The 20,334-nt window shown below is 49.8% G+C and carries 16 protein-coding genes, 1 tRNA gene and 1 CRISPR repeat array; of the genes, 6 read left to right on the top strand and 11 right to left on the bottom strand.

Annotated features, from left to right (window positions below; genetic code table 11):
• The first annotated feature begins 293 nt into the window (after nt 1–293).
• The gene (gene rhlE / locus U0008_RS13325) at nt 294–1,709 is read left to right on the top strand and encodes an ATP-dependent RNA helicase RhlE (protein ID WP_043493987.1); all 1,416 of its coding nucleotides are present in this window, start codon (nt 294–296) and stop codon (nt 1,707–1,709) included.
• 51 nt (nt 1,710–1,760) lie between these two features.
• On the opposite strand, the gene U0008_RS13320 is transcribed toward rhlE, so the two are convergent.
• Nucleotides 1,761–2,909: a GGDEF domain-containing protein gene (locus U0008_RS13320; protein WP_051874153.1), complete on the bottom strand. Its 1,149-nt coding sequence runs from the start codon at nt 2,907–2,909 to the stop codon at nt 1,761–1,763.
• 447 nt (nt 2,910–3,356) lie between these two features.
• On the opposite strand from U0008_RS13320, the gene U0008_RS13315 reads away from it, so the two are divergent.
• The gene (locus U0008_RS13315; RefSeq protein ID WP_043493982.1) at nt 3,357–3,797 is read left to right on the top strand and encodes an NUDIX hydrolase; all 441 of its coding nucleotides are present in this window, start codon (nt 3,357–3,359) and stop codon (nt 3,795–3,797) included.
• 56 nt (nt 3,798–3,853) lie between these two features.
• Here the strand turns inward: U0008_RS13315 and U0008_RS13310 are convergent.
• The 3 genes from U0008_RS13310 to U0008_RS13300 all read right to left on the bottom strand — a co-directional run bounded on the left by U0008_RS13310 (nt 3,854) and on the right by U0008_RS13300 (nt 6,047).
• Nucleotides 3,854–3,930: transfer RNA gene (locus tag U0008_RS13310), tRNA-Pro, on the bottom strand.
• Nucleotides 3,931–4,005: 75 nt separating this feature from the next.
• Entirely contained in the window at nt 4,006–5,790 is a 1,785-nt protein-coding gene (gene yejM, locus U0008_RS13305; RefSeq protein WP_043493980.1) for an LPS biosynthesis-modulating metalloenzyme YejM, read from the bottom strand.
• Nucleotides 5,791–5,819: 29 nt separating this feature from the next.
• Complete coding sequence (locus U0008_RS13300) at nt 5,820–6,047, bottom strand: YejL family protein (RefSeq protein WP_025798093.1); 228 nt, start codon at nt 6,045–6,047, stop codon at nt 5,820–5,822.
• A 205-nt stretch (nt 6,048–6,252) separates the two neighbouring features.
• Between U0008_RS13300 and yejK the strand changes: the two genes are divergently transcribed.
• On the top strand, nt 6,253–7,260 hold the full coding sequence (yejK, locus tag U0008_RS13295) for a nucleoid-associated protein YejK (protein WP_025798095.1): 1,008 nt from the start codon (nt 6,253–6,255) through the stop codon (nt 7,258–7,260).
• Nucleotides 7,261–7,356: 96 nt separating this feature from the next.
• Here yejK and rplY read toward each other — a convergent pair whose 3' ends face one another.
• The 3 genes from rplY to U0008_RS13280 form a co-directional block, all read right to left on the bottom strand.
• A complete protein-coding gene (rplY, locus tag U0008_RS13290; protein WP_004089547.1) occupies nt 7,357–7,641 on the bottom strand; it encodes a 50S ribosomal protein L25 in 285 nt (94 codons plus the stop codon).
• A gap of 146 nt (nt 7,642–7,787) precedes the next feature.
• Complete coding sequence (locus U0008_RS13285; RefSeq protein ID WP_043493977.1) at nt 7,788–9,548, bottom strand: DNA repair helicase RadD; 1,761 nt, start codon at nt 9,546–9,548, stop codon at nt 7,788–7,790.
• A gap of 22 nt (nt 9,549–9,570) precedes the next feature.
• Entirely contained in the window at nt 9,571–9,810 is a 240-nt protein-coding gene (locus U0008_RS13280) for a YecH family metal-binding protein (protein ID WP_043493974.1), read from the bottom strand.
• Between the two features lie 313 nt (nt 9,811–10,123).
• On the opposite strand from U0008_RS13280, the gene rsuA reads away from it, so the two are divergent.
• From rsuA to U0008_RS13265, 3 genes are all read left to right on the top strand, one after another.
• Nucleotides 10,124–10,846: a 16S rRNA pseudouridine(516) synthase RsuA gene (gene rsuA, locus U0008_RS13275; RefSeq protein ID WP_025798102.1), complete on the top strand. Its 723-nt coding sequence runs from the start codon at nt 10,124–10,126 to the stop codon at nt 10,844–10,846.
• 109 nt (nt 10,847–10,955) lie between these two features.
• Nucleotides 10,956–12,167: a Bcr/CflA family multidrug efflux MFS transporter gene (locus U0008_RS13270; RefSeq protein ID WP_038502349.1), complete on the top strand. Its 1,212-nt coding sequence runs from the start codon at nt 10,956–10,958 to the stop codon at nt 12,165–12,167.
• 344 nt (nt 12,168–12,511) lie between these two features.
• Nucleotides 12,512–13,440: direct repeats of the CRISPR family, unit length 28 nt; unit sequence GTTCACTGCCGTACAGGCAGCTTAGAAA.
• 620 nt (nt 13,441–14,060) lie between these two features.
• Nucleotides 14,061–14,456 (top strand): YejG family protein, encoded by a 396-nt coding sequence (locus U0008_RS13265; protein WP_043493971.1) that lies wholly within the window; start codon nt 14,061–14,063, stop codon nt 14,454–14,456.
• 68 nt (nt 14,457–14,524) lie between these two features.
• Here the strand turns inward: U0008_RS13265 and yejF are convergent, their stop codons facing one another.
• Genes yejF through U0008_RS13245 form a run of 4 tightly spaced genes read right to left on the bottom strand, consistent with a single transcriptional unit; the run spans nt 14,525 to nt 20,103 of the window.
• Nucleotides 14,525–16,144 carry a microcin C ABC transporter ATP-binding protein YejF gene (yejF, locus tag U0008_RS13260; protein ID WP_043493968.1) on the bottom strand — a complete coding sequence of 540 codons (1,620 nt, stop codon included), beginning with the start codon at nt 16,142–16,144 and terminating at the stop codon, nt 14,525–14,527.
• 1 nt (nt 16,145) lies between these two features.
• Entirely contained in the window at nt 16,146–17,168 is a 1,023-nt protein-coding gene (locus U0008_RS13255) for an ABC transporter permease (RefSeq protein ID WP_043493965.1), read from the bottom strand.
• Complete coding sequence (locus U0008_RS13250; RefSeq protein ID WP_043493963.1) at nt 17,168–18,265, bottom strand: microcin C ABC transporter permease YejB; 1,098 nt, start codon at nt 18,263–18,265, stop codon at nt 17,168–17,170. The genes U0008_RS13255 and U0008_RS13250 overlap by 1 nt, the downstream gene beginning before the upstream one ends.
• An 11-nt stretch (nt 18,266–18,276) precedes the next feature.
• Nucleotides 18,277–20,103: an extracellular solute-binding protein gene (locus U0008_RS13245; RefSeq protein ID WP_043493959.1), complete on the bottom strand. Its 1,827-nt coding sequence runs from the start codon at nt 20,101–20,103 to the stop codon at nt 18,277–18,279.
• Nucleotides 20,104–20,334 lie beyond the last annotated feature (231 nt).

The raw sequence follows: 20,334 nt of genomic DNA, 5'->3' as shown, positions 1-20,334 counted from the left end.
CCCCTTGTCAGGGGAGGGAACCGTTTGGTGCCTGCTGAAAGATTCTCGATCGGCTCCTCCCCCTGTGAAGGGGGAGGCTGGGAGGGGGTTGCTGCATACGAGTACAAAAACCACAATAATAAAAACATATCAGACGCCGATCACATTTTCTGTTAGAATCCACCACAATTATGTTGCACTCGCAGTTTGTGCCTATCCCTCGTGGTGATTACCTATCTACCGCGTCTGATAAATCCACCCGGAAACTGCACCCGACCTTTCGGGTCAAGGTGGATTTGGAGTTTTACCCTAATATGTCTTTTGATACTCTCGGCCTGAGTGCCGAATTGTTGCGCGCTGTTGAAGAACAGGGCTATCGCGAGCCTACGCCTATTCAATCTCAAGCGATCCCGGTGGTTTTACAACGCCGTGACCTGATGGCCAGTGCCCAAACCGGTACCGGCAAAACCGCAGGCTTTACGCTGCCGCTGTTACAGCTGCTTTCTAAGGATGCGCAGCCGGTAAAAGGCCGTCGTCCTGTGCGTGCGCTTATCTTAACGCCAACGCGCGAACTGGCTGCCCAGATCGGCGAGAACGTGCGTGATTACAGCAAATATTTAAATATCCGTTCGCTGGTAGTTTTCGGCGGCGTGAGCATTAACCCGCAGATGATGAAGCTGCGCGGTGGCGTTGACGTTCTGGTGGCAACGCCGGGTCGTTTGCTGGACTTGGAACATCAACGTGCGGTTGATTTATCCAACGTTGAAATTCTGGTACTGGACGAAGCTGACCGTATGCTGGACATGGGCTTTATTCACGATATCCGTCGTGTATTGGCTAAGCTGCCAGCCAAGCGCCAAAACCTGCTGTTCTCTGCGACGTTCTCTGATGAAATCAAAGAGTTGGCTAATAAGTTACTGACCAATCCTGCTTCCGTTGAAGTGGCGCGTCGCAACACGGCGTCTGAACAGGTTGAACAGTCGGTACATTTCGTGGATAAGCGCCGCAAGCGCGAGCTACTGGCTCAGCTGATTGGCACTCATAACTGGCAGCAGGTTCTGGTTTTCACTCGTACTAAGTACGGGGCTAACCATTTGGCTGAACAGCTGAATAAAGATGGTATTACCGCCGCGGCGATCCACGGTAACAAGAGCCAGGGCGCACGTACTCGTGCGTTAGCTGATTTTAAAGCCGGTTCGATTCGCGTTCTTGTGGCAACGGATATTGCCGCGCGTGGTTTAGATATCGATCAGCTACCGCATGTAGTTAACTTTGAGCTGCCAAACGTGCCAGAAGATTACGTGCACCGTATTGGCCGTACTGGCCGTGCCGAATCTACCGGCGAGGCGTTGTCTTTAGTCTGTGTGGATGAGCATAAGCTGCTGCGAGATATCGAACGTTTGCTGAAACGTGAGATCCCACGCATTGCGATTGAAGGCTATGAGCCGGATCCAAGCATTAAAGCCGATCCGATTCAAAATGGCCGTCAAAGCCAAGGTCGTGGTCAGGGACGTGGGCAAGGCCAAGGTCGCGGTCAGTCTCAGGGACGCAGCCAAGGTAATGGTCAGTCGCGCGATGGTGCTCGTTCAGGCGAGAAACCACGCAGCAACAACGGCGGCCAGCGCCGTGCGGCGGGAGAAGGTCGTAAACCTGAAGCCCGTGGTGATGCGCCTTCGTCACAGCAGCGTCGTCCGTATCGTGGCAACAAGAAACCAGCCACCACGGCGTAATTCTTGCGTTTAATGCGTGCTAAAAGCCAACCTTCGGGTTGGCTTTTTTGTTTATGGTGCGAGACGAGCGGTATTGCGTCCTTGCTGTTTAGCCAGATACAGCGCGCGGTCGGCATTTTCGATCAGCGTTTTTGCATCCATACCGTTGCGCCACTGCGCTATGCCTTGGCTGAGTGAAACATACGGTGAAACGTCTGATTGATCGTGAGGTAGCGCTAAAGCGAAAACGGAAATTTTAAGACGTTCAGCGACCTTTTCTGCGGCGTGTTTATCCTGATCCGGCAGTAAAATAATAAACTCCTCACCGCCATAGCGGCCCACTAAATCCTGCGCGTTACGCACGGTCTGTTGGAAGCATTTTGCTAATTGGGTCAAGCATGAATCACCCGCTTGATGGCCATAGCGGTCGTTATATTTTTTAAAGTAATCGACATCAATCAAGATAATAGACAAGGGTTGAGCCGTTTTTGTCGCGGCTTCAATAGCTCGCTGTAATGCATGATCGAAATAGCGGCGATTAGCCAATGCCGTAAGCGGATCTTGCTGCGACATCAACGTGAGCTTATTGGCCAACCGAACATTTTGATGCTCACGCATCACCGCCAGCACAAACCAGCGGCGTAATAGTCGGCGTCCGGTTTCGAACAAGACGGCAAAGACCAGATATCCTGCGAGATAAACCAAGCTTAAGGTGCCGCTAAAAAACATCGCGTGTGCAACGATGATGGCCCATATCGGCGTAGTGGCGAAAAAAAGGTGGTGCGATGAAGGATAGAGCGCAATCAATGACGACAGCATCAGCAGCGTTGAAATCGCAAAAATAAGATGACCAAATTCACTGTAGAACAACAGCGATAGAATAAAGCACCATATCACCCCAATGCTTAACGTGATGACCAGCATGGCAGGCTTAAACTGTTTTTCCAAAACGCGAGTAAAACGTAAAACGATCATGTAACCGCATAGTATCGCCATGATCACGATGAGCGCGTGTTTGAGCACCGTGGATATAACGGGAGCCGCTGGAATGTTATGACTGACGTAAAAATACTCGCGACAAAAAACAAATAAGACAAACGCGATTTGCACGCTTAACAACCAGCTCACATTCATTTTTACGGCGCGGATCTCAGCGACTTTTAGCCTGTTATGCAGCGTTAGCGTTCGGGATTGCGCATTCTTTTCAGTAAGCTCGATCATTGATATGTGCCTAATAATTTGGGACGGCAACTCTAATAGATTTAAGAGAACAATTGAAATTTATTATGGGCTATCAGGAGCAAAGCGCTGGGATTTATTATGAAAAGGCGAGAGGCGGAAGGGAGAGTAAAGGGCGATGCCAAGGGAAGCAGCGCCAGCGTATTAGCAAATCAAAACCACATTACATCAAAGCTACGTTACATAAAGCAACGTTACATATAGTTGTATGCGTATACCGCGGCAGCCATGATGATCATGACGATGGTTATTTTGCGCATGGGAGCTCTCTTAGTTATTTTTGAGGGGCGGAGCGTAGCATAAGTGGCGTGCTTGCGTTATGACACAGCTAGCAATCTTGATTTAACATGCCAAAAAGTGGTGGGCTATTGGTATATAGCTCAGTGAGAGGCTGTTACCATAACGCTTTTAGCGCAGAGGGAGTTGGTGATGTCTAAGTTTCAACCTTATCTGGCGGTGTATATTATTGTTCGCCAGCAGCAACGTATTTTACTGCTTCAGCGCAAAAATACGGGATTTGACGATGGCAAATGGTCTTTACCCGCAGGGCATGTAGAAGAGGGAGAGTCAGCGCTGACTGCCGCGATACGAGAGGCCGAAGAAGAAATTGGTATTGTCATTCCCTCATCGGCGCTAAATCTGGTGTATACACTGCATCGCAAATCAGATGAAAGAACTTATATCGATCTGTGGTTTGAAACCGAGCGCTTTGACGGCGTTCCGGTTAATCAAGAACCCGACAAGTGCGCAGGGCTGATGTGGAGTGACGTACAAAACCTGCCGGAGAATACTCAGGAGTTTGTGAGAATGGCCCTGAACGATATGCAAGCCAGTCGCTATGGGAGTATTGGATTAGACATGGTGTGTTAATTTAATTTCAGACATAAAAAAACCAACCATAATAGGTTGGTTTTCTTGGGATTATTTGGTCGGCACGAGAGGATTTGAACCTCCGACCCCCGACACCCCATGACGGTGCGCTACCAGGCTGCGCTACGTGCCGAACTGCCTTTATACTACTCAAAAACCAACGGTTTTCAAGAGCATGGCGTTGTGATTGTGTGCGCTTTAGCCCATTTTAGTTGGCAATGAACCGCTTCACATCCGTCAGCACCTGCAGCAACAGTGCGAGCTGTGGTTTTTCGCCCTTCATCTCTTCATTGTCAGCGTCATAGGTACGATAGCGGCCATTCTTATCGAGAATGACGGTTTCTTTCGGCGTAACGATCACCAACTCGTTGCTATCACCTAACGCCAGCCAGTTATGTTTGCGCGTTGGCGCGAACAGATCTTCACCCTGCGTATAATCTACGGCTCGGGTGTCAACGTGGAGTAAGCGCTGCATCAGCGTTGCCATCACATCTTCATGGCTGGTGAGTTTGTTGATGGTTTGCGCAGGCGTTCCTGGCCAGTGAATAATCAATGGCACCTGAAGCTGATAACGGCTGTAGTTGGTACCGAAGCCCCAATCACCTTTGCCGCTATCGTTGAATTCAATGCCGTGGCTTGCGGTGATCACCACAACGGTTTTGTCCAGTTCACCACGCTGTTTTAGCGTATTAAGTATGGCGGCGATCTGCCCATCTACGCCTTCGGCTGCCCGTTGATATCTCACCATGTAATCTTCAGGCTTGTGCTGGGAGGCATCTGCCAGAGCGCTGCGCGTGCCGTTAAGATTCACATATGAGAACCAAGGTGACTGCGTGGTTTGGGTTGATAGCCACTGTTGCCACTGTTTTGTAGTGGCCGCGTCGCTTTGACGAATTGGCGCAGGCAGCGAGAAATCAGTCAGTAGCGCCTGACGATAGAGTGGGGCGCTGAAACCATCAGAGGAGAATAGGCCAAACTGATAGTTTTGCTGGCTGAGCGCGCTGATTAACGCCGATGGCTTACGTCCCGCCAGAATACCTTCGAGATAAGATGGTGAGATGCCATAGAACAGACCAAAGAGCCCGTTATCCAGATTATTCCCTGAGCTGTAATGCTGGGTGAATTCGAGATTATCGTTACCGAAGGCAGCAAGCTGCGGTAAATCTTGCTTGAGATCGTCAGCACGTAGACCATCGACCGCAATCACCAGCAGGTTGTAGCCTGCACCTTTATCGGCAAAGCTCAGCTTATTGAGCGGATATTCAACGGATACCGCTTCAGGGCTGCCCGTTTGCGTTAACTTGTTCTGGAACTCTTGGGCATCCAATAGACCATGCTTTTCCAAGAAACGACGCGCTGTCATTGGATATGAGAGCGGAAGATTGGAGCGTTGCATGGTTATTGGGCGATAGAAATTAGCATCGGCCCAGATGTAGATGAGATGAGATGCAAAAAACGCGGTAATAAACAAACCGGCTAACGGCTTGCCAAATTTCTGCCGATTGAGGCTACGTAGTTTCTGCCAGCTCCAAGTACCAAACAGCATTTCGACGAGAAAAATGACCGGCACGCAGATAAACATGAGCTGCCAATCGCGCGCCAGCTCACCTTGATCGGGGTTAACCACCAACTCCCACACCACCGGATTAAGATGAAGGTGGAAACGGGTGAACACTTCTGCGTCAACCAACAGTAGCGTTAGCCCTGCGGTCGCCAGCGCGGCAGAAAGAAAGCGCAGCAATCGCTGCGACATCACCACAAACGTGAGCGGGAAAATGATCAGCAGATAGGCAGCAAAGCCAATAAAGCTAAAGTGCCCTAACCAGCTGATCATCGCATAGACACGACCAAACAATGAGGATGGCCAATCGGCGACAAACAGATAACGGCTGCCCAAAAGCAGACCGAGCAGAATATTAAACAGAGCGAACCAATGCCCCCAGCTGATCATCTGGGAAACTTTTTCACGGTATCGCTGACGGTTTGTCACCATAAAAGTATGTCTATACGTCCGAGCAAAAATTAATGGGCTTTATCTTCCCGAATCGAAGCCTGTAGAGCTTCAGCAAAAGAGCGCGCAATAGCACGGCGCTGAGCGGGTGCGATGCTGGTGTTAATTAGATTCGTGACCATATTGCCCAAAACCATCAAAGAAAGATCGTTTGGCGTGTGGTGCGATTCCAGTACGTTGGCCAGCTCACTGAGCAGTTGTTCAACGTGTTCGTCACTGTAACGGGATGATTGTGGCATAGAATTAAGCTTCTCAGACTGACAAAGTGCCATATCTTACCGTATAGACGCGTGATTTTCCGCTCTTTTATACGTTTGTTGCGTTATTGATTATACCTTAGCTCTCACCATTGAATTCATCAATATGCGATGGCTGCTTGCGAGCGGGTATCAACAGTGTTTGAATACGCCATCAAATGTGTCCGAGGCGAAAGGGGAGAAGAAAATGAGTCTGGATCTCGAACAGATTGCGTTGCATCAGTTGGTTAAACGCGACGAACAACAGCTAGACGTGGTGCTGCGTGACTCTTTGCTGGCAAAAAATGCCGCAGTAGAAGAGATGATGGCCGAGCTGCACCGTGTGTATAGCGCAAAAAGTAAAGCCTATGGCACCTTCTCCGAAGAGAGCGAGTTAGCAGAGGCATTACGTAACTATCGCCGTGGCAACGAAGATTTTCTGGCGTTCAGCCGTGCGGCAACCGGCCGTCTGCGTGACGAGCTGGCAAAATATCCGTTTGCCGACGGTGGCGTGGTGCTGTTCTGCCAATATCGCTATCTGGCGGTAGAATATTTGCTGATTGCGGTGCTTAACAGCTGTAGCAGCATGCGTGTTAATGAAGAGTTGGATATCAGCAGCACCCACTATCTGGACATTATGCGTGCCGATATCGTGGCGCGTGTCGATTTGACCGAATGGGAAACGAATCCTGAATCTCACCGTTACTTAACCTTCCTGAAAGGTCGAGTCGGGCGAAAAGTTTCTGACTTCTTTATGGACTTCTTGGCAGCCAGCGAAGGTTTGGACGCCAAAGCGCAAAACCGTGGCCTGTTGCAAGCGGTTGATGATTATTGCGCTGAAGGTCAGCTCGATAAGAACGAGCGTCAGGCCTATCGTCAGCAGGTATATAGCTACTGTAATGGACAGTTGCAGGCCGGCGAAGAAATTGAACTGGAAGCGTTAGCGAAAGAAATTCCGGCCGTAGGCGAAAAAGATTTCCAGCAGTTTACCGCAGAGCAGGGCTATGATTTGGAAGAAAGCTTCCCAGCCGATCGTAGCACGCTGCGTCAGCTCACTAAAATGGCGGGCAGCGGCGGTGGTTTGACCATCAATTTCGATGCGATGCTGCTGGGCGAACGTATTTTCTGGGATCCGGCGACGGATACGCTGACCATTAAAGGCACGCCGCCGAATTTGCGTGACCAGCTACAGCGCCGTAGCGGCGGTGGAAATTAATCTTTCACGCTGAATTACAGACAAAAAAAAACGCCGCAATTGCGGCGTTTTCTATTTCAAAACGTTTTATTCAAACAAACGTGATTCAGTCGGCGATTAAGCGCGAACGAAGTCAACGTGAGTCAGTTTACGTTTGAACGGGTGACGCTGAACAGCTTGAACCTTAACTTTGGTTTCTTTGCCGTCGATCATCAGAGCGATTACTTGTTCGTAAAAGCCTTCTTTCTCTTGCATGTTCCAAGTAGTGTCGTGATCGATTTCTACGGCTACTGGCTCTTGGTTTCCGCCATAAACGATAGCAGGGAACTTACCAGAAGTACGCAGGCGGCGGCTCGCACCCTTACCCTGCTCTTTACGTGCAGTTGCTTCAATAGTGAACATAATTGTATCTCTATATAAAATTTAGACCTGTTACAGGCGACCCAGCAACAGGCAGGAGATTCTGCTTTTAATAGTAAAAGCGGGCGGCATTCTAACGAAATACGGGGCTTACGGCAAATATATCTGCCCGCTCATTGTTGCAACGCCTAACCGCTGAGAGAATCGGCTTTGCGATAGCGCCCTTGATAATCGAAAACTTTTTGTCTGATCTGCCAAAACCGGCCTTTCATTCGGGCGACAACAAAATCGGGATAACGCAGTTTATCTTGCTGCGCCACGATGTCTGTCGCCTTTTTCCAGACCAGCTCAATGCCGGGCGCGCGCAGGTGCGGGCGTAGGAATAGCTGCATAAATGCGGTACGCTGAGCGGGCGTGTTAAGGCGGAAACGTTCGCTCACGTCAGCACCGTCTTCGTCGTAGTAGGTGATTGACAGCCACTCGCCTTTGTCATCTTCCCCATGCTGAAGCTGCATACCGCCACAGCGTAGCACCAAGGCGTCTTTGAGTTTCAACGCTTCTTTCAGCATGTCGTCGGGATCGACTAACACCTGATTGCATTGATGGCAGCGCCGCGCCGCAATGTCATTTTCCGCGCCGCAGTGCGGGCAGGTTTTAAAGCGAAAACGATAGTCACACTGCTCGCGTCCACCTTCATCGTCTTCTAGCCAGCCCTGACAGCGGCGGCCATAGTGCTCGATAATATCGCCATTTTCCGTGGTCTTACCCCAGAACGTGTTGGCAAAACCACAGCCTGGACAAAATACCTGTACCGGTTGGCTGTCGCTGTGCGGTTTGGTGGTCCCGACTTCCGGGGTAAATAGATCGTGTGGATTTCCTGCGTAATCGAGGATCAAACAATCCGTTTTGCCCGGCGATAATCGCAGGCCGCGACCAACAATTTGTTGATACAGGCTGATGGATTCGGTGGGCCGCAAAATGGCGATGAGATCGACATGGGGCGCATCAAATCCGGTGGTGAGCACGGCAACGTTCACCAGATATAACAGCTCTTGGCGCTTAAACGCATTAATGATGGCGTCACGTCCGTCGCCCGGCGTTTCGGCACTGACGAGCGCGGCCTGTTCCGGCGGCAGCAAGCCGTGGATTTCGCGCGCGTGCTCAACGGTGGAGGCGAAAATCATCACGCCTTTACGCGTGGCGGCAAATTCCATGATTTGGCTAACGATATGCGGCGTTATGCGCTGTTGATCTTTTAATTCGCGGTTGAGATCGACTTCGCGAAATAGCCCATTGCTGCTCGGTTCTAATCGGCTGAAATCGTATTGCACTACCGGCATGTCTAATCGTTCCGGCGGGACCAAAAATTTGTTTTTAATCATATAGCGCAGCGGCAATTCGTAAATACAGTCACGAAATAGGCTGTTGCTATCGCCACGCGTGATGCCGTGATAGTGATACTGATAAATCCAGCCTTTGCCCAGACGATAGGGGGTTGCCGTTAGCCCTAATAAGCGCAGCTTCGGATTATTATTACGTAAATGCTGAAGGATTTGCTGATACTGGCTGTCATCGCTGTCGCTGATGCGGTGGCATTCATCCACGATCAGCAGCGAAAATTCGCCGTCAAACAGCGGAAGATTGCGCGCCACAGACTGCACGCTGCCAAACACCACTTTTCCGCTGCTCTCTTTTTGCTGTAAACCGGCTGAAAAAATATCGGCCTCTAAACCATAGGCACAATATTTACTGTGGTTTTGCGCCACCAGCTCTTTCACGTGGGCTAACACTAGAACGCGGCCACGCGCAATTTTCGCCAACTCAGCAATCACCAAGCTCTTTCCCGCCCCGGTAGGCAAGACAATAACCGCAGGTTCTTGGTGTTTTCTAAAATGCGCGATGGTGGCTTCCACCGCCTCACGCTGATAAGGACGAAGAGTAAAGGCCATTAATATGTCATCAACAATATAATCAGTGCTGGCAGATTTTGCTGCTGTGGGTATTGAAACCACTGTCGCTAGGAATAAATTTGCCGCGAGATGCTAAGAATTCCACCAACTGAGCGGCCGTTAAATCCTGCTGCGAGCACGTATGGAAACGGGCATCGGCGCCAAAACGTTGTTCGATGCTGGCAACCAGACTTTCGGTTGAAAATTGTTCGCCAGACTCAATCATCATGTTTAAAACTTCGTGGCCGTGAATAGATGACATCTGAGTAATTCCTGTGATTAATGTTCGATGAAGGGCGTCATTATACCGCATGACGCTGGGTAGCGTCGTTTAGCAATTCAGGCTGCTGGCTAACTTATCGCCAAGCAAACAAACTCGCTTGGGCTTTGCGCCGAATAGGTTGAATTAAACTACGCTTAAGATAGGCGTGAGGGTGAAGAGTCGCTATAATCCGCGGTTCTTCTTTGGTTTCCAAACGATGCCCGCATATTCAGGCCGTCCTTTTATTCAGACAGCCATGCTGCGTGCGCACAATGAAACCCTCCGATTCTTATAGAAATACAAAGCAGGTTCCATGCGACTGGACAAGTTTTTATCTCAGCAGTTAGGTATCAGCCGTGCGCTGATCGCCCGAGAACTGCGTGCTAAACGCGTCACTGTAGACGGCGAAGTTGTAAAAAGTGGTGCGCATAAGCTCACCCCAGAACAAGAAGTGGCCTTTGATGGTCAGGTGCTGGAACAGATCCACGGCCCGCGTTATTTCATGCTGCATAAGCCTGAGGGCTATGTGTGCTCCACTGACGATCCCGATCATTCAACGATCCTTTACTTCATCGAAGAACCGTTAGCGGAGAAACTGCACGCGGCAGGGCGCCTGGATCTGGACACCACGGGTCTGGTGCTGCTGACCGACGATGGCCAGTGGTCACACCGTATTACATCGCCAAAACACCAGTGCGATAAAACCTATTTAGTGACGCTGGAACATCCGCTGGCAGATGATACCGCCGAGCAGTTTGCTCAGGGCGTGCAGCTGCACGGCGAAAAAGATCTCACCAAGCCTGCCACGCTTGAGCAGCTAGATGCCAACGTGGTGCGTTTGACGATCAGCGAAGGCCGCTATCATCAGGTAAAACGTATGTTTGCCGCAGTGGGTAACCGCGTGGTGGAACTGCACCGTGAGCGTATCGGCGACATCGTGTTGGATGAAGATTTAGAACCGGGTGAATATCGTCCTCTGACCGAGGAAGAGATCGCCAGCGTAGGTTTGCCTGCTGAACTGTTAGCGAAAGATTAATTACCCGTCATACTTAACGTTGTTTCTGTGTTGGCGGCACGCGTTGGCCGCCGTGACACAATGCCAACTATTTTGGGTATAACTTTTTGATTAAAAAGGAAGATGCTGCGTGCAGACACCCCGTAGTTCCCATCTTGGGTTGATCCTGATCCTCGGTTTGTTATCAATGTTGATGCCGTTGGCTATCGACATGTATTTGCCGAGTATGCCGGTGATTGCCGAACAATTTGGTGTGCCGAGTGGTGATGTACAGATGACGCTCAGCGCCTACACGCTGGGCTTTGCATTTGGACAAATGCTTTACGGCCCCATGGCCGATAGCATTGGGCGTAAACCGGTCATTATGTATGGCACGTTGTTCTTCGCCTTGGCGGGTGCTGCGTGTGCGATGGCGCAGTCGGTCGATCAGCTGATTGTGATGCGTTTAATCCACGGTTTAGCCGCTGCGGCCGCCAGCGTGGTGATTAATGCGCTGATGCGTGACATGTTCACCAAGGATGATTTTGCGCGCATGATGTCGTTTGTGGTGCTGGTGATGACCATTGCGCCGTTGCTTGCACCGATTATGGGCGGGGCGCTGCTGATTTGGTTTAGCTGGCATGCGATTTTCTGGGCGATGGCGGGTGCGGCGCTGTTGGGTACCGTGCTGGTGGCGATTTTCATCAAAGAAACGCTACCCAAAGAGAAACGGCAAAAGTTCCGCTTACGCACGACGCTGGGGAATTTTGCCTCGTTGTTTCGTCATAAACGCGTGCTGTGTTACATGTTAGCCAGTGGCTTCTCTTTTGCAGGGATGTTCTCGTTCCTCAGCGCGGGGCCATTTGTGTATATCGATCTGAACGGCGTATCGCCGCAGCATTTCGGCTATTACTTTGCGCTAAATATCGTTTTCTTGTTCATTATGACGCTGATTAATAGCCGCAACGTGCGTCGTTTTGGCGCGATCAACATGCTGCGTTTTGGTCTGCTGGTGCAGTTCGTGATGGGCATCTGGTTGGTCATTACCGCCATGCTGGACTTAGGTTTTTGGTCGCTGGTGATTGGCGTCGCCGCCTATGTTGGCTGTATCGCCATGATCACATCTAACGCGATGGCGGTGATCTTGGACGATTTCCCGCATATGGCAGGAACCGCATCCTCGCTGGCAGGAACGCTGCGCTTTAGCCTCGGTGCCGTAGTGGGAACGCTACTGGCGCTTGCTTCTGCACGAAGCGAATGGCCGATGGTAAGCTCCATGTTCCTGTGTATCTTTGCTGCCATGATGCTGTTCCTGTATGCCTCTAGACCTGCTAAGGCCAGCAACCGTATCGATCCCGCCTAAGCGCTTTGGCTCCCCGCTGATAAAAATAGGCGGGGAGGCCATTAGCAATCGCCGCTCTTTATTTGGCATATGCAACAGACATATGTTTGCCTGTTCGCAGAGCGCTAGCAATGCAGAGATTAGATGAGCTGGAAGCGTTAATCTGCCCCCAACTTTCCTGTGAGATCCGAACGCCACTCTCTAGCGATTCCCCTAAATACGATAAGCTTCCACTAACCTTTTTTTTCGCCTATTTATAACCCTTTAATTTTATGTGAGAGTTTATCACGAAGATAAAAAAGGGTAATGCAGTGAAAAATGAGTTACAGATCTGATTATTCGAAGCTTTATACGAATATTCTACAGTTCACTGCCGTACAGGCAGCTTAGAAATGAATGCCGGCGGCGATAAAACGGGTTGCCGCGTTCACTGCCGTACAGGCAGCTTAGAAATTGGTTCACAGGCCGCGAACTAGCGATATCACAGTTCACTGCCGTACAGGCAGCTTAGAAAAACTCCATGGACAATCAGCTTAAAAAGCTAAAGTTCACTGCCGTACAGGCAGCTTAGAAAAGTTTATGACGCAACAGCAACAGCGTGGTTTGGTTCACTGCCGTACAGGCAGCTTAGAAACATTCGGGGTAGAGCCGTTGCTGGCAGGTCAAGTTCACTGCCGTACAGGCAGCTTAGAAAGTATGCAAGTCCTTTGCTATTCCCAGTAAACGGTTCACTGCCGTACAGGCAGCTTAGAAAAACTGGTTTGCTGACACAGTCCATGTCGGGGTGTTCACTGCCGTACAGGCAGCTTAGAAATATCACAACGTTCTATACGCCATGCTTATTCAGTTCACTGCCGTACAGGCAGCTTAGAAATTCTCATCACTGCCCTCGTCAGCAGGATCAAAGTTCACTGCCGTACAGGCAGCTTAGAAAACGAGTTTAGCGCAGCGGATACGCTAGCAGAAGTTCACTGCCGTACAGGCAGCTTAGAAATTATGAGCAAGTGTACTTGCTAAATCAGCAGCGTTCACTGCCGTACAGGCAGCTTAGAAATCATTTATACGCCAGCTGATGGCGATATTTTTGTTCACTGCCGTACAGGCAGCTTAGAAATGTATGCACTTCTGAAAATGCCCGTAGCAAGCGTTCACTGCCGTACAGGCAGCTTAGAAACAATATTCCATGGGCTTGTGTTGGCGTCCCATGTTCACTGCCGTACAGGCAGCTTAGAAAATCAGGTAACACCGGTTCCATGCTATTACCCCGTTCACTGCCGTACAGGCAGTCATAAAAACAAAACGGCATTTCTGCATACTTTTCTATTAATACCCATCATCGTAAACGCCTCCGATCAAATAAAAGCAAACGCTTTCCTAAATTATAAATTCCTATGAAAACATAATCATGCTAACTATATTTTTCGTGCGATTTTGTGATGGGTTTTTCATTTCGTTAACAGTATTTTTTACCAAAACAGATAGAAACCCTTAAAAACAAAGAAAACATTAAAACTATTAATTATTAACCTATTAATTAATATTGTTTTAAAACAAATGATTAGCTAATTTCTTTGATCGAGATTCAGGGAGTTATTGTATTTCTTATGTAAATTGAAAAATACGACAAAGTAATTAAAATGAAACAAAAATGGTTGTGGTAATAAAGAGAAAAGTATACATATAACCGCAGCAGCAGAAGTTCCTCCCATCGTGGTATTTCTGAAGAAAAAATGGGGTAGTGCCAGATTGATCGTTGTTTCGGTCGTTTTTACTTCGGTGTTACCGAAATGTAATAAACAAAACCACAATAAAATGACGATTAAGTCATCAAATAGCCTAAATAGTGCGATCTGTGGTTTACGATGTGAGTTTTTTGTGAAAAAATTGTAGTTAGTTTTTAATCAGGGTAAAAATGTGAATAGTTTCCAGCTTTCGATAGTCCACCGGTTGCCTCAGAGCTACCGCTGGTCATCAGGGCTCACCGGTGTGCAGGTTGAACCCATTTATTTGGCGAAAACGACTGGCGCTGAGAATACGGACGTTAATAATACTGTTATCGATAATAACGCTATTGATAATAATAGTTTGATTGGCCTGAAGCTCCTGAGTGAAGAGGGAGAAGCAGCTTGGCAAATCATGAAACGTCTGAATCAGTCTTTACAAGAGATGCAGGTAAACTGCTCTGTCGTTGAGCTTGACGGTGAACCTTGTCTATTTGTTCATCTTGAAGATGAAAGTGCGGCGATGTGTCGCCTAAAAAACGTCGGTGTAGCTATCGCTGAACCGATTGTCGCCCAGTATCCGTTCTGATCGTTGAAAGGCGCTTAGAGCAGAATACCGGCACGCCCATCAGGCTGCCGGTGTTTAAATCAACTTGCCTATTTTTCCAGCCACGGCGTGTCTGCAAATGCTAGCAGCTGCCGAGTGTAATCTTGTGCGGGGCGAGCAAAGACCTCAGCGCAATCTCCGTGCTCAATCACTTTTCCATTACGCATCACCATCACCTGATGGCACAGCGAGCGAACGACCTGTAAATCGTGGCTGATGAACAGATAGGTGAGCTGATGGCGTTGCTGAAGCTTTTTCAGCAGGGCTAAAATCTGCGCCTGTACCGATCTGTCTAACGATGAGGTGGGCTCATCCAGTATCAGCAAACGCGGCTCAAGAATAAGCGCGCGCGCAATCGCAATACGCTGACGCTGTCCGCCAGAAAACTCTGTTGGGTAGCGGTGGCGCGTTTCAGGATCGAGGCCCACTTCGGTCATGGCGCTAGTCACGCGCTGTTCCCGTTCCTGCGCGCTGAGCTTCTGATGGACCTGCAACCCTTCGGCAATGATTTGCTGCACGTTTAAACGCGGGTTCAGCGCCGAGTAGGGATCTTGGAACACCACTTGAATCTGGCTGCGATAAGGCTGAAGCTGTTTTAAATTCAACTGATGCAGCGGCGTGCCCTCAAACCAAATCTCACCCTGCGAGGGAAGCAAGCGTAACAACGCTAGCCCTGTGGTGCTTTTACCTGAGCCAGACTCGCCCACTAAGCCTAAGCTTTCACCGCGACGTAGCGTGAAATTAAGCTGATTAACAATAGCGTTGTAGCCGACCGTGCGGCGCAGAATGCCTTGCCGAATAGGAAAGCGTACGCTGAGATCTTTCACTTCCAGCAGCGTTTGCGTTGGCTGCGGGAGCGCAACAGGATCGCCCGAGGGAATAGCATCAAGCAATTGTTTGGTGTAGGGATGCTGCGGGGCGGCAAACAGCGACTGGCATTCTCCGATTTCCACAATGTTGCCATCATGCATAACGGCTACGCGATCGGCTAAGCGCTTCACAATGTTGAGGTTATGGGTGATAAACAGCATCCCCATATTAAGCTCCTGCTTGAGCTCTGCCAGCAGTTCTAAAATTTGCGCCTGCACGGAAACATCCAGCGCGGTGGTGGGTTCATCGGCAATCAACAGTTTAGGGCGGGTTAAAATCGCCATCGCAATCATGATGCGCTGACGTTCGCCGCCCGAAAGCTGGTGTGGATAATCGTTAAGGCGCTTTTCTGGTGAACGGATCCCAACTCGCTCTAAGCAGCGAAGGATTTCCGCGCGTGCCTGAGTTCGACGCATGCCTCTATGCAAAGAAAGCACTTCAGCCAGCTGTTTCTCGATGCTGTGTAAGGGATTGAGGGAAACCATCGGCTCTTGAAAAATCATGGCAATTTCATTGCCACGTACGCTGCGTAAGTAGGGTTCTGTGGCATGCAGCAAGGATTGGCCGTTAAACAGAATATCGCCTTGTGGATATTCGGCGGGAGGCGATGAAAGCAACCGCAAAATAGACAGCGCGGTCACGCTTTTTCCTGAGCCTGACTCCCCAACCAAGGCGAGCGTTTCTCCTGCGTTGATCTCAAGCGAAACGCCGTTAACCACCGGACGTGTCACTTCACCGCTGCGAAAACAAATGTTCAGATCGCGAATGCTGAGCAGTGGGGGTTGTGAATGTTTAGCCATATCAATTCACCTTCGATGGGTCGAAAGCGTCACGTACCGCTTCGAATATAAAGATCAGCAACGACAACAAAATGGCCAGCACGGCAAATGCGGTAATGCCAAGCCAAGGCGCTTGCAGGTTATTTTTACCTTGCAGCAGTAAACTGCCGAGCGATGGAGAGCCTGTAGGCAAGCCGAAGCCTAAAAAATCGAGTGAGGTGAGGGTGGTAATGGCGCCGCACAGAATAAACGGTAAAAACGTCAGCGTTGCGACCATCGCATTAGGCAGCATATGGCGCAGCATGATGGTACGATCGCTCACCCCCATGGCGCGGGCGGCACGGATATAATCGAAATTTCGCGTGCGTAAAAACTCTGCACGCACCACGCCGACTAACCCCATCCAGCCAAAAATCACCGTGATTGCCAGCAGCCACCAAAAGTTAGGCTGAACCACGCTGGAGAGCAAAATAATCAGGAATAAGGTTGGCATGCCTGACCAGACTTCAATAAAACGCTGCCCGATAAGGTCGACTTTTCCGCCGTAAAAGCCCTGCGTGGCACCCACGGTAATACCAATCACGCTAGAAAGCACCGTCAGCATCAGGCCAAATAAAATAGAAACTCGGAGTCCGTACAGCACCTGGGCTAAAATATCGTTGCCGTTCTCATTGGTGCCGAGCCAGTGCTGAGCAGACGGCGGAGAAGGAAATGGCACCTCGGTGGCAAAATTAATGCTGTTGTAGCTGTAACGAATCGGCGCCCAAATTGCCCAGCCATGTTGCTCAATATTGCTGCGGATCAGCGGATCTTGATAATCGGTAGCGGTTTTGAAATCGCCACCGAACGTGGTTTCAGGATAGTTGACCAAGAAAGGCGCGTACCAGTGTTGGTCATAACGCAGCAGAAGCGGCTTGTCGTTGGCGATCAGCTCTGAGCCTAAGCTCATGATAAAAACCAGCAGGAAGATCCACATGGACCAATAGCCACGGCGATTGGTTTTAAAACGCTGCCAGCGCGCCTGATTGATTGGGTTGAGTTTCATCAGTGGCGAGCCTCGAAGTCAATACGTGGGTCGACCAACGTGTAGGTGATGTCGCTGATGATATTCAGCAGTAATCCCAGCAGGGTGAAAATATACAGCGTGCCGAACATCACTGGATAATCACGCTGTAAAATAGCGTCATAGCCCAGCAATCCTAAACCGTTAAGCGAAAACATCACTTCGATGAGCAGCGAACCGGTGAAAAACATACTGATGAAAGTAGCTGGAAAGCCTGCGATGACCAGCAGCATGGCGTTGCGGAACACATGGCGATAAAGGATTTTTTTGTCATCTAGCCCTTTGGCGCGCGCGGTAACCACATATTGTTTGCGTACTTCATCCAAAAAAGAGTTTTTGGTTAGCATGGTTAAACTGGCGAAACCGCCGATGACGGTGGCAAGCACCGGCAACGTGATATGCCAGAGATAATCGGTGATTTTGTCATACCACGATAGCGAGCTGAAATTGCTGGAAACTAAGCCACGCAGGGGGAACCAATCCCAATAGCTACCGCCAGCAAACAGCACAATCAGCATGATGGCAAATAAAAATGCAGGAATAGCGTAGCCGATAATGATCAGCGTACTGCTCCAGGTATCGAATCGAGAACCGTTGTGAACGGCTTTGCGAATACCCAGCGGTATCGACACCAGATAAATGATTAAAGTGCTCCATAACCCGAGGGAGACGGACACCGGCAGGCTTTGCTTAACCAGCGACATTACGGAGCCGCCACGAAACAGGCTATCGCCGAAATCAAAGCGAATGTAGTTCCACAGCATATCGAAGTAACGCTGGTGGAGCGGTTTGTCGAAGCCAAAGCGCTTTTCAATTTCAGCAATAATCTGGGGATCGAGGCCTCGAGCGCCACGATATTGGCCTTCACCCACGTTGCTGGCGGCAATGCCTGTGTGTGCGGCGCCGACATGCGCGCCACCACCGGCACCAAAACCGGCGTTTTGCCCCATTTCGATATTGGCGATGGCCTGATCAACCGGGCCACCGGGGGCAATTTGCACGATAAAAAAATTAATGGTGATGATGGCCCACAGAGTGGGAATGATCAGAAGCAAACGGCGAATAAGATAAGCGGTCATCAGAACACCTCTTAACGCCGTTGTTGCGGTAGATTCGCCGCGCGGTTGATGTCATACCACCATGTATCAAAGCCGAGATCGTATGCCGGACGCAGAGCCGGCATCGAGAATTTATCCCAGTAGGCAATGCGGTCATGGTTGGAATACCACATGGGCAGCATGTAGTAATTCCATGTCAGTACGCGGTCTAATGCGCGCCCGAGTGAGAGTAGGGCGTCTGGCTGGCCTTGATGGCTAATGATGCTATCAATCAGGCTATCAACCGCGGGATCTTGCACGCCCGCGCTGTTCCACGTTGAGCTGATGTAGTCTGAGCGCCAGAGAATTTTCAGCGAAGGATCGGGATAGTTCATGCCGCCGTATACGGTAGGGAACATATCAAAATCACGAGAACGAACGCGGTTGCTGTATTGCGAGGTATCAACTTCACGCAGGTTCAGCGTAATACCGAGCTTTTCCAAATTGTGTTTAAACGGCATCACATATTGGAAATTGCTGCTGCTTGGCAGTAGCAGCTCAAAGGCGAAGGGTTTTCCGGTAGCTTTGTTGACAAGTTGTTGGTCTTTTATCGTCCAACCGGCGTCTTCTAACAGTTTGGTGGCCTTAAGCAGGTTTTCGCGGTCGTTACCGCTGCCGTCGGTAGCGGCAGGCTGATATACCTGATTAAACACTTCCGCCGGAATTTTGCCTTTCAGCGGCGCGAGCCATGCCAGCTCCGCCGAATCAGGATAACCTCGCGCGGCATACTGGGTATTTTGGAAGTAGCTGTTAGTGCGCTGATAGGCGTCGTAATACAGCGCCTTATTCATCCACTCAAAATCAAACGCCAACGAAATCGCCTCACGCACTCGCCTGTCGGCAAAAATAGGACGTTGGGTATTGAAGGCTAGCCAGCGTGTATCCTGTGCCGACTGGTTGGTTTCGTCGGATTTAACAATGTAGTTTTTGGCAAAGTTTCCGCCGCTATACTGTGTTGCCCAGTTCTTTGGTGACGTCTCCATGCGGAAATCAAAAGCGCCCGCTTTGAAAGCCTCTAAGGCCACTTTGTCATCCAAATAATAGTCGTAGCGAATGGTGTCGAAATTATATTGCCCACGGTTGACCGGCAAATTTGCCGCCCAATAGTTGGTGACCCGCGAATAGGTGACAAACTGACCGAGGCGATAATCAGAAATACGGTACGGGCCGCTGCCGAGCGGTGGCGTATTGAGTGGCTCGGATAATTTGTGATTTTTCCAGAAACTTTCTGGCATCACCTTTAAGCCGCCAATCAGGCTGAGCATCATCTCTTTGTCGGGCTTGGGAAGCTCAAAGCGTACGGTTAATCGAGAAATCGCCTTAACTTTTACGCCTTGGTAATAACTCCGATATTGCGGTACGCCTTCGGTCATAAATTTATTAAAGCTGAATTGGACGTCCTGTGCGGTGATCGGGGTGTTGTCTTGGAAACGTGCGTCGGCGTTAATGTTAACTTCTGCCCAACTGAATTTGTCGTCATAGCGTACGGTTTCGCCAATCAGCGGATAGTAGCTGCCTATTTCATCCGCTGAATTGGTAAACAGCGTGTCGTACAGCTGGTTAGCACGCACCGCCGGGTGGCCACGTGAGGCATAACTATTGAAGCTGTCGTAGGTGCCCAGCGCAGAAAGCGTAATATCGCCGCCCTTGGGAGCAGCGGGATTGACATAGTCGAAGTGAGTGAAGTCACTGCTGTATTTGGGCTCGCCTAAAATAGCAAAAGCGTAGCTTTCGTTAATGACGTCTGCGCGAAGGTTGAAACTGAAGGCGGCCACAATGGGGACCACCGTGCACAAGGTCTTTAGAAGGCGCGAGTACATGAATGTGTTAGCTCCTGCTTAACGCCTAGAATGCTCTAGGCATATATGACATATCAATCAGGTCAACAATGGCTACGCGGCGCAACTATGACTATGCGGCTATCGCGTTTTACGCCATTAAATGCTCCGCAACCCTGCGGATGTACCAAGAATAGCAATGTTATGCCAAGCAAGGGATAAAAGTTTCAATTCATTGCACTTTTTGTTCTAAGTTCTTTGCAAAGCGACGCA

Source organism: Hafnia alvei (assembly GCF_034424155.1).
In the GTDB taxonomy this organism is placed as follows: domain Bacteria; phylum Pseudomonadota; class Gammaproteobacteria; order Enterobacterales; family Enterobacteriaceae; genus Hafnia; species Hafnia alvei.
This window is presented reverse-complemented; position numbering and strand designations above follow the sequence as displayed.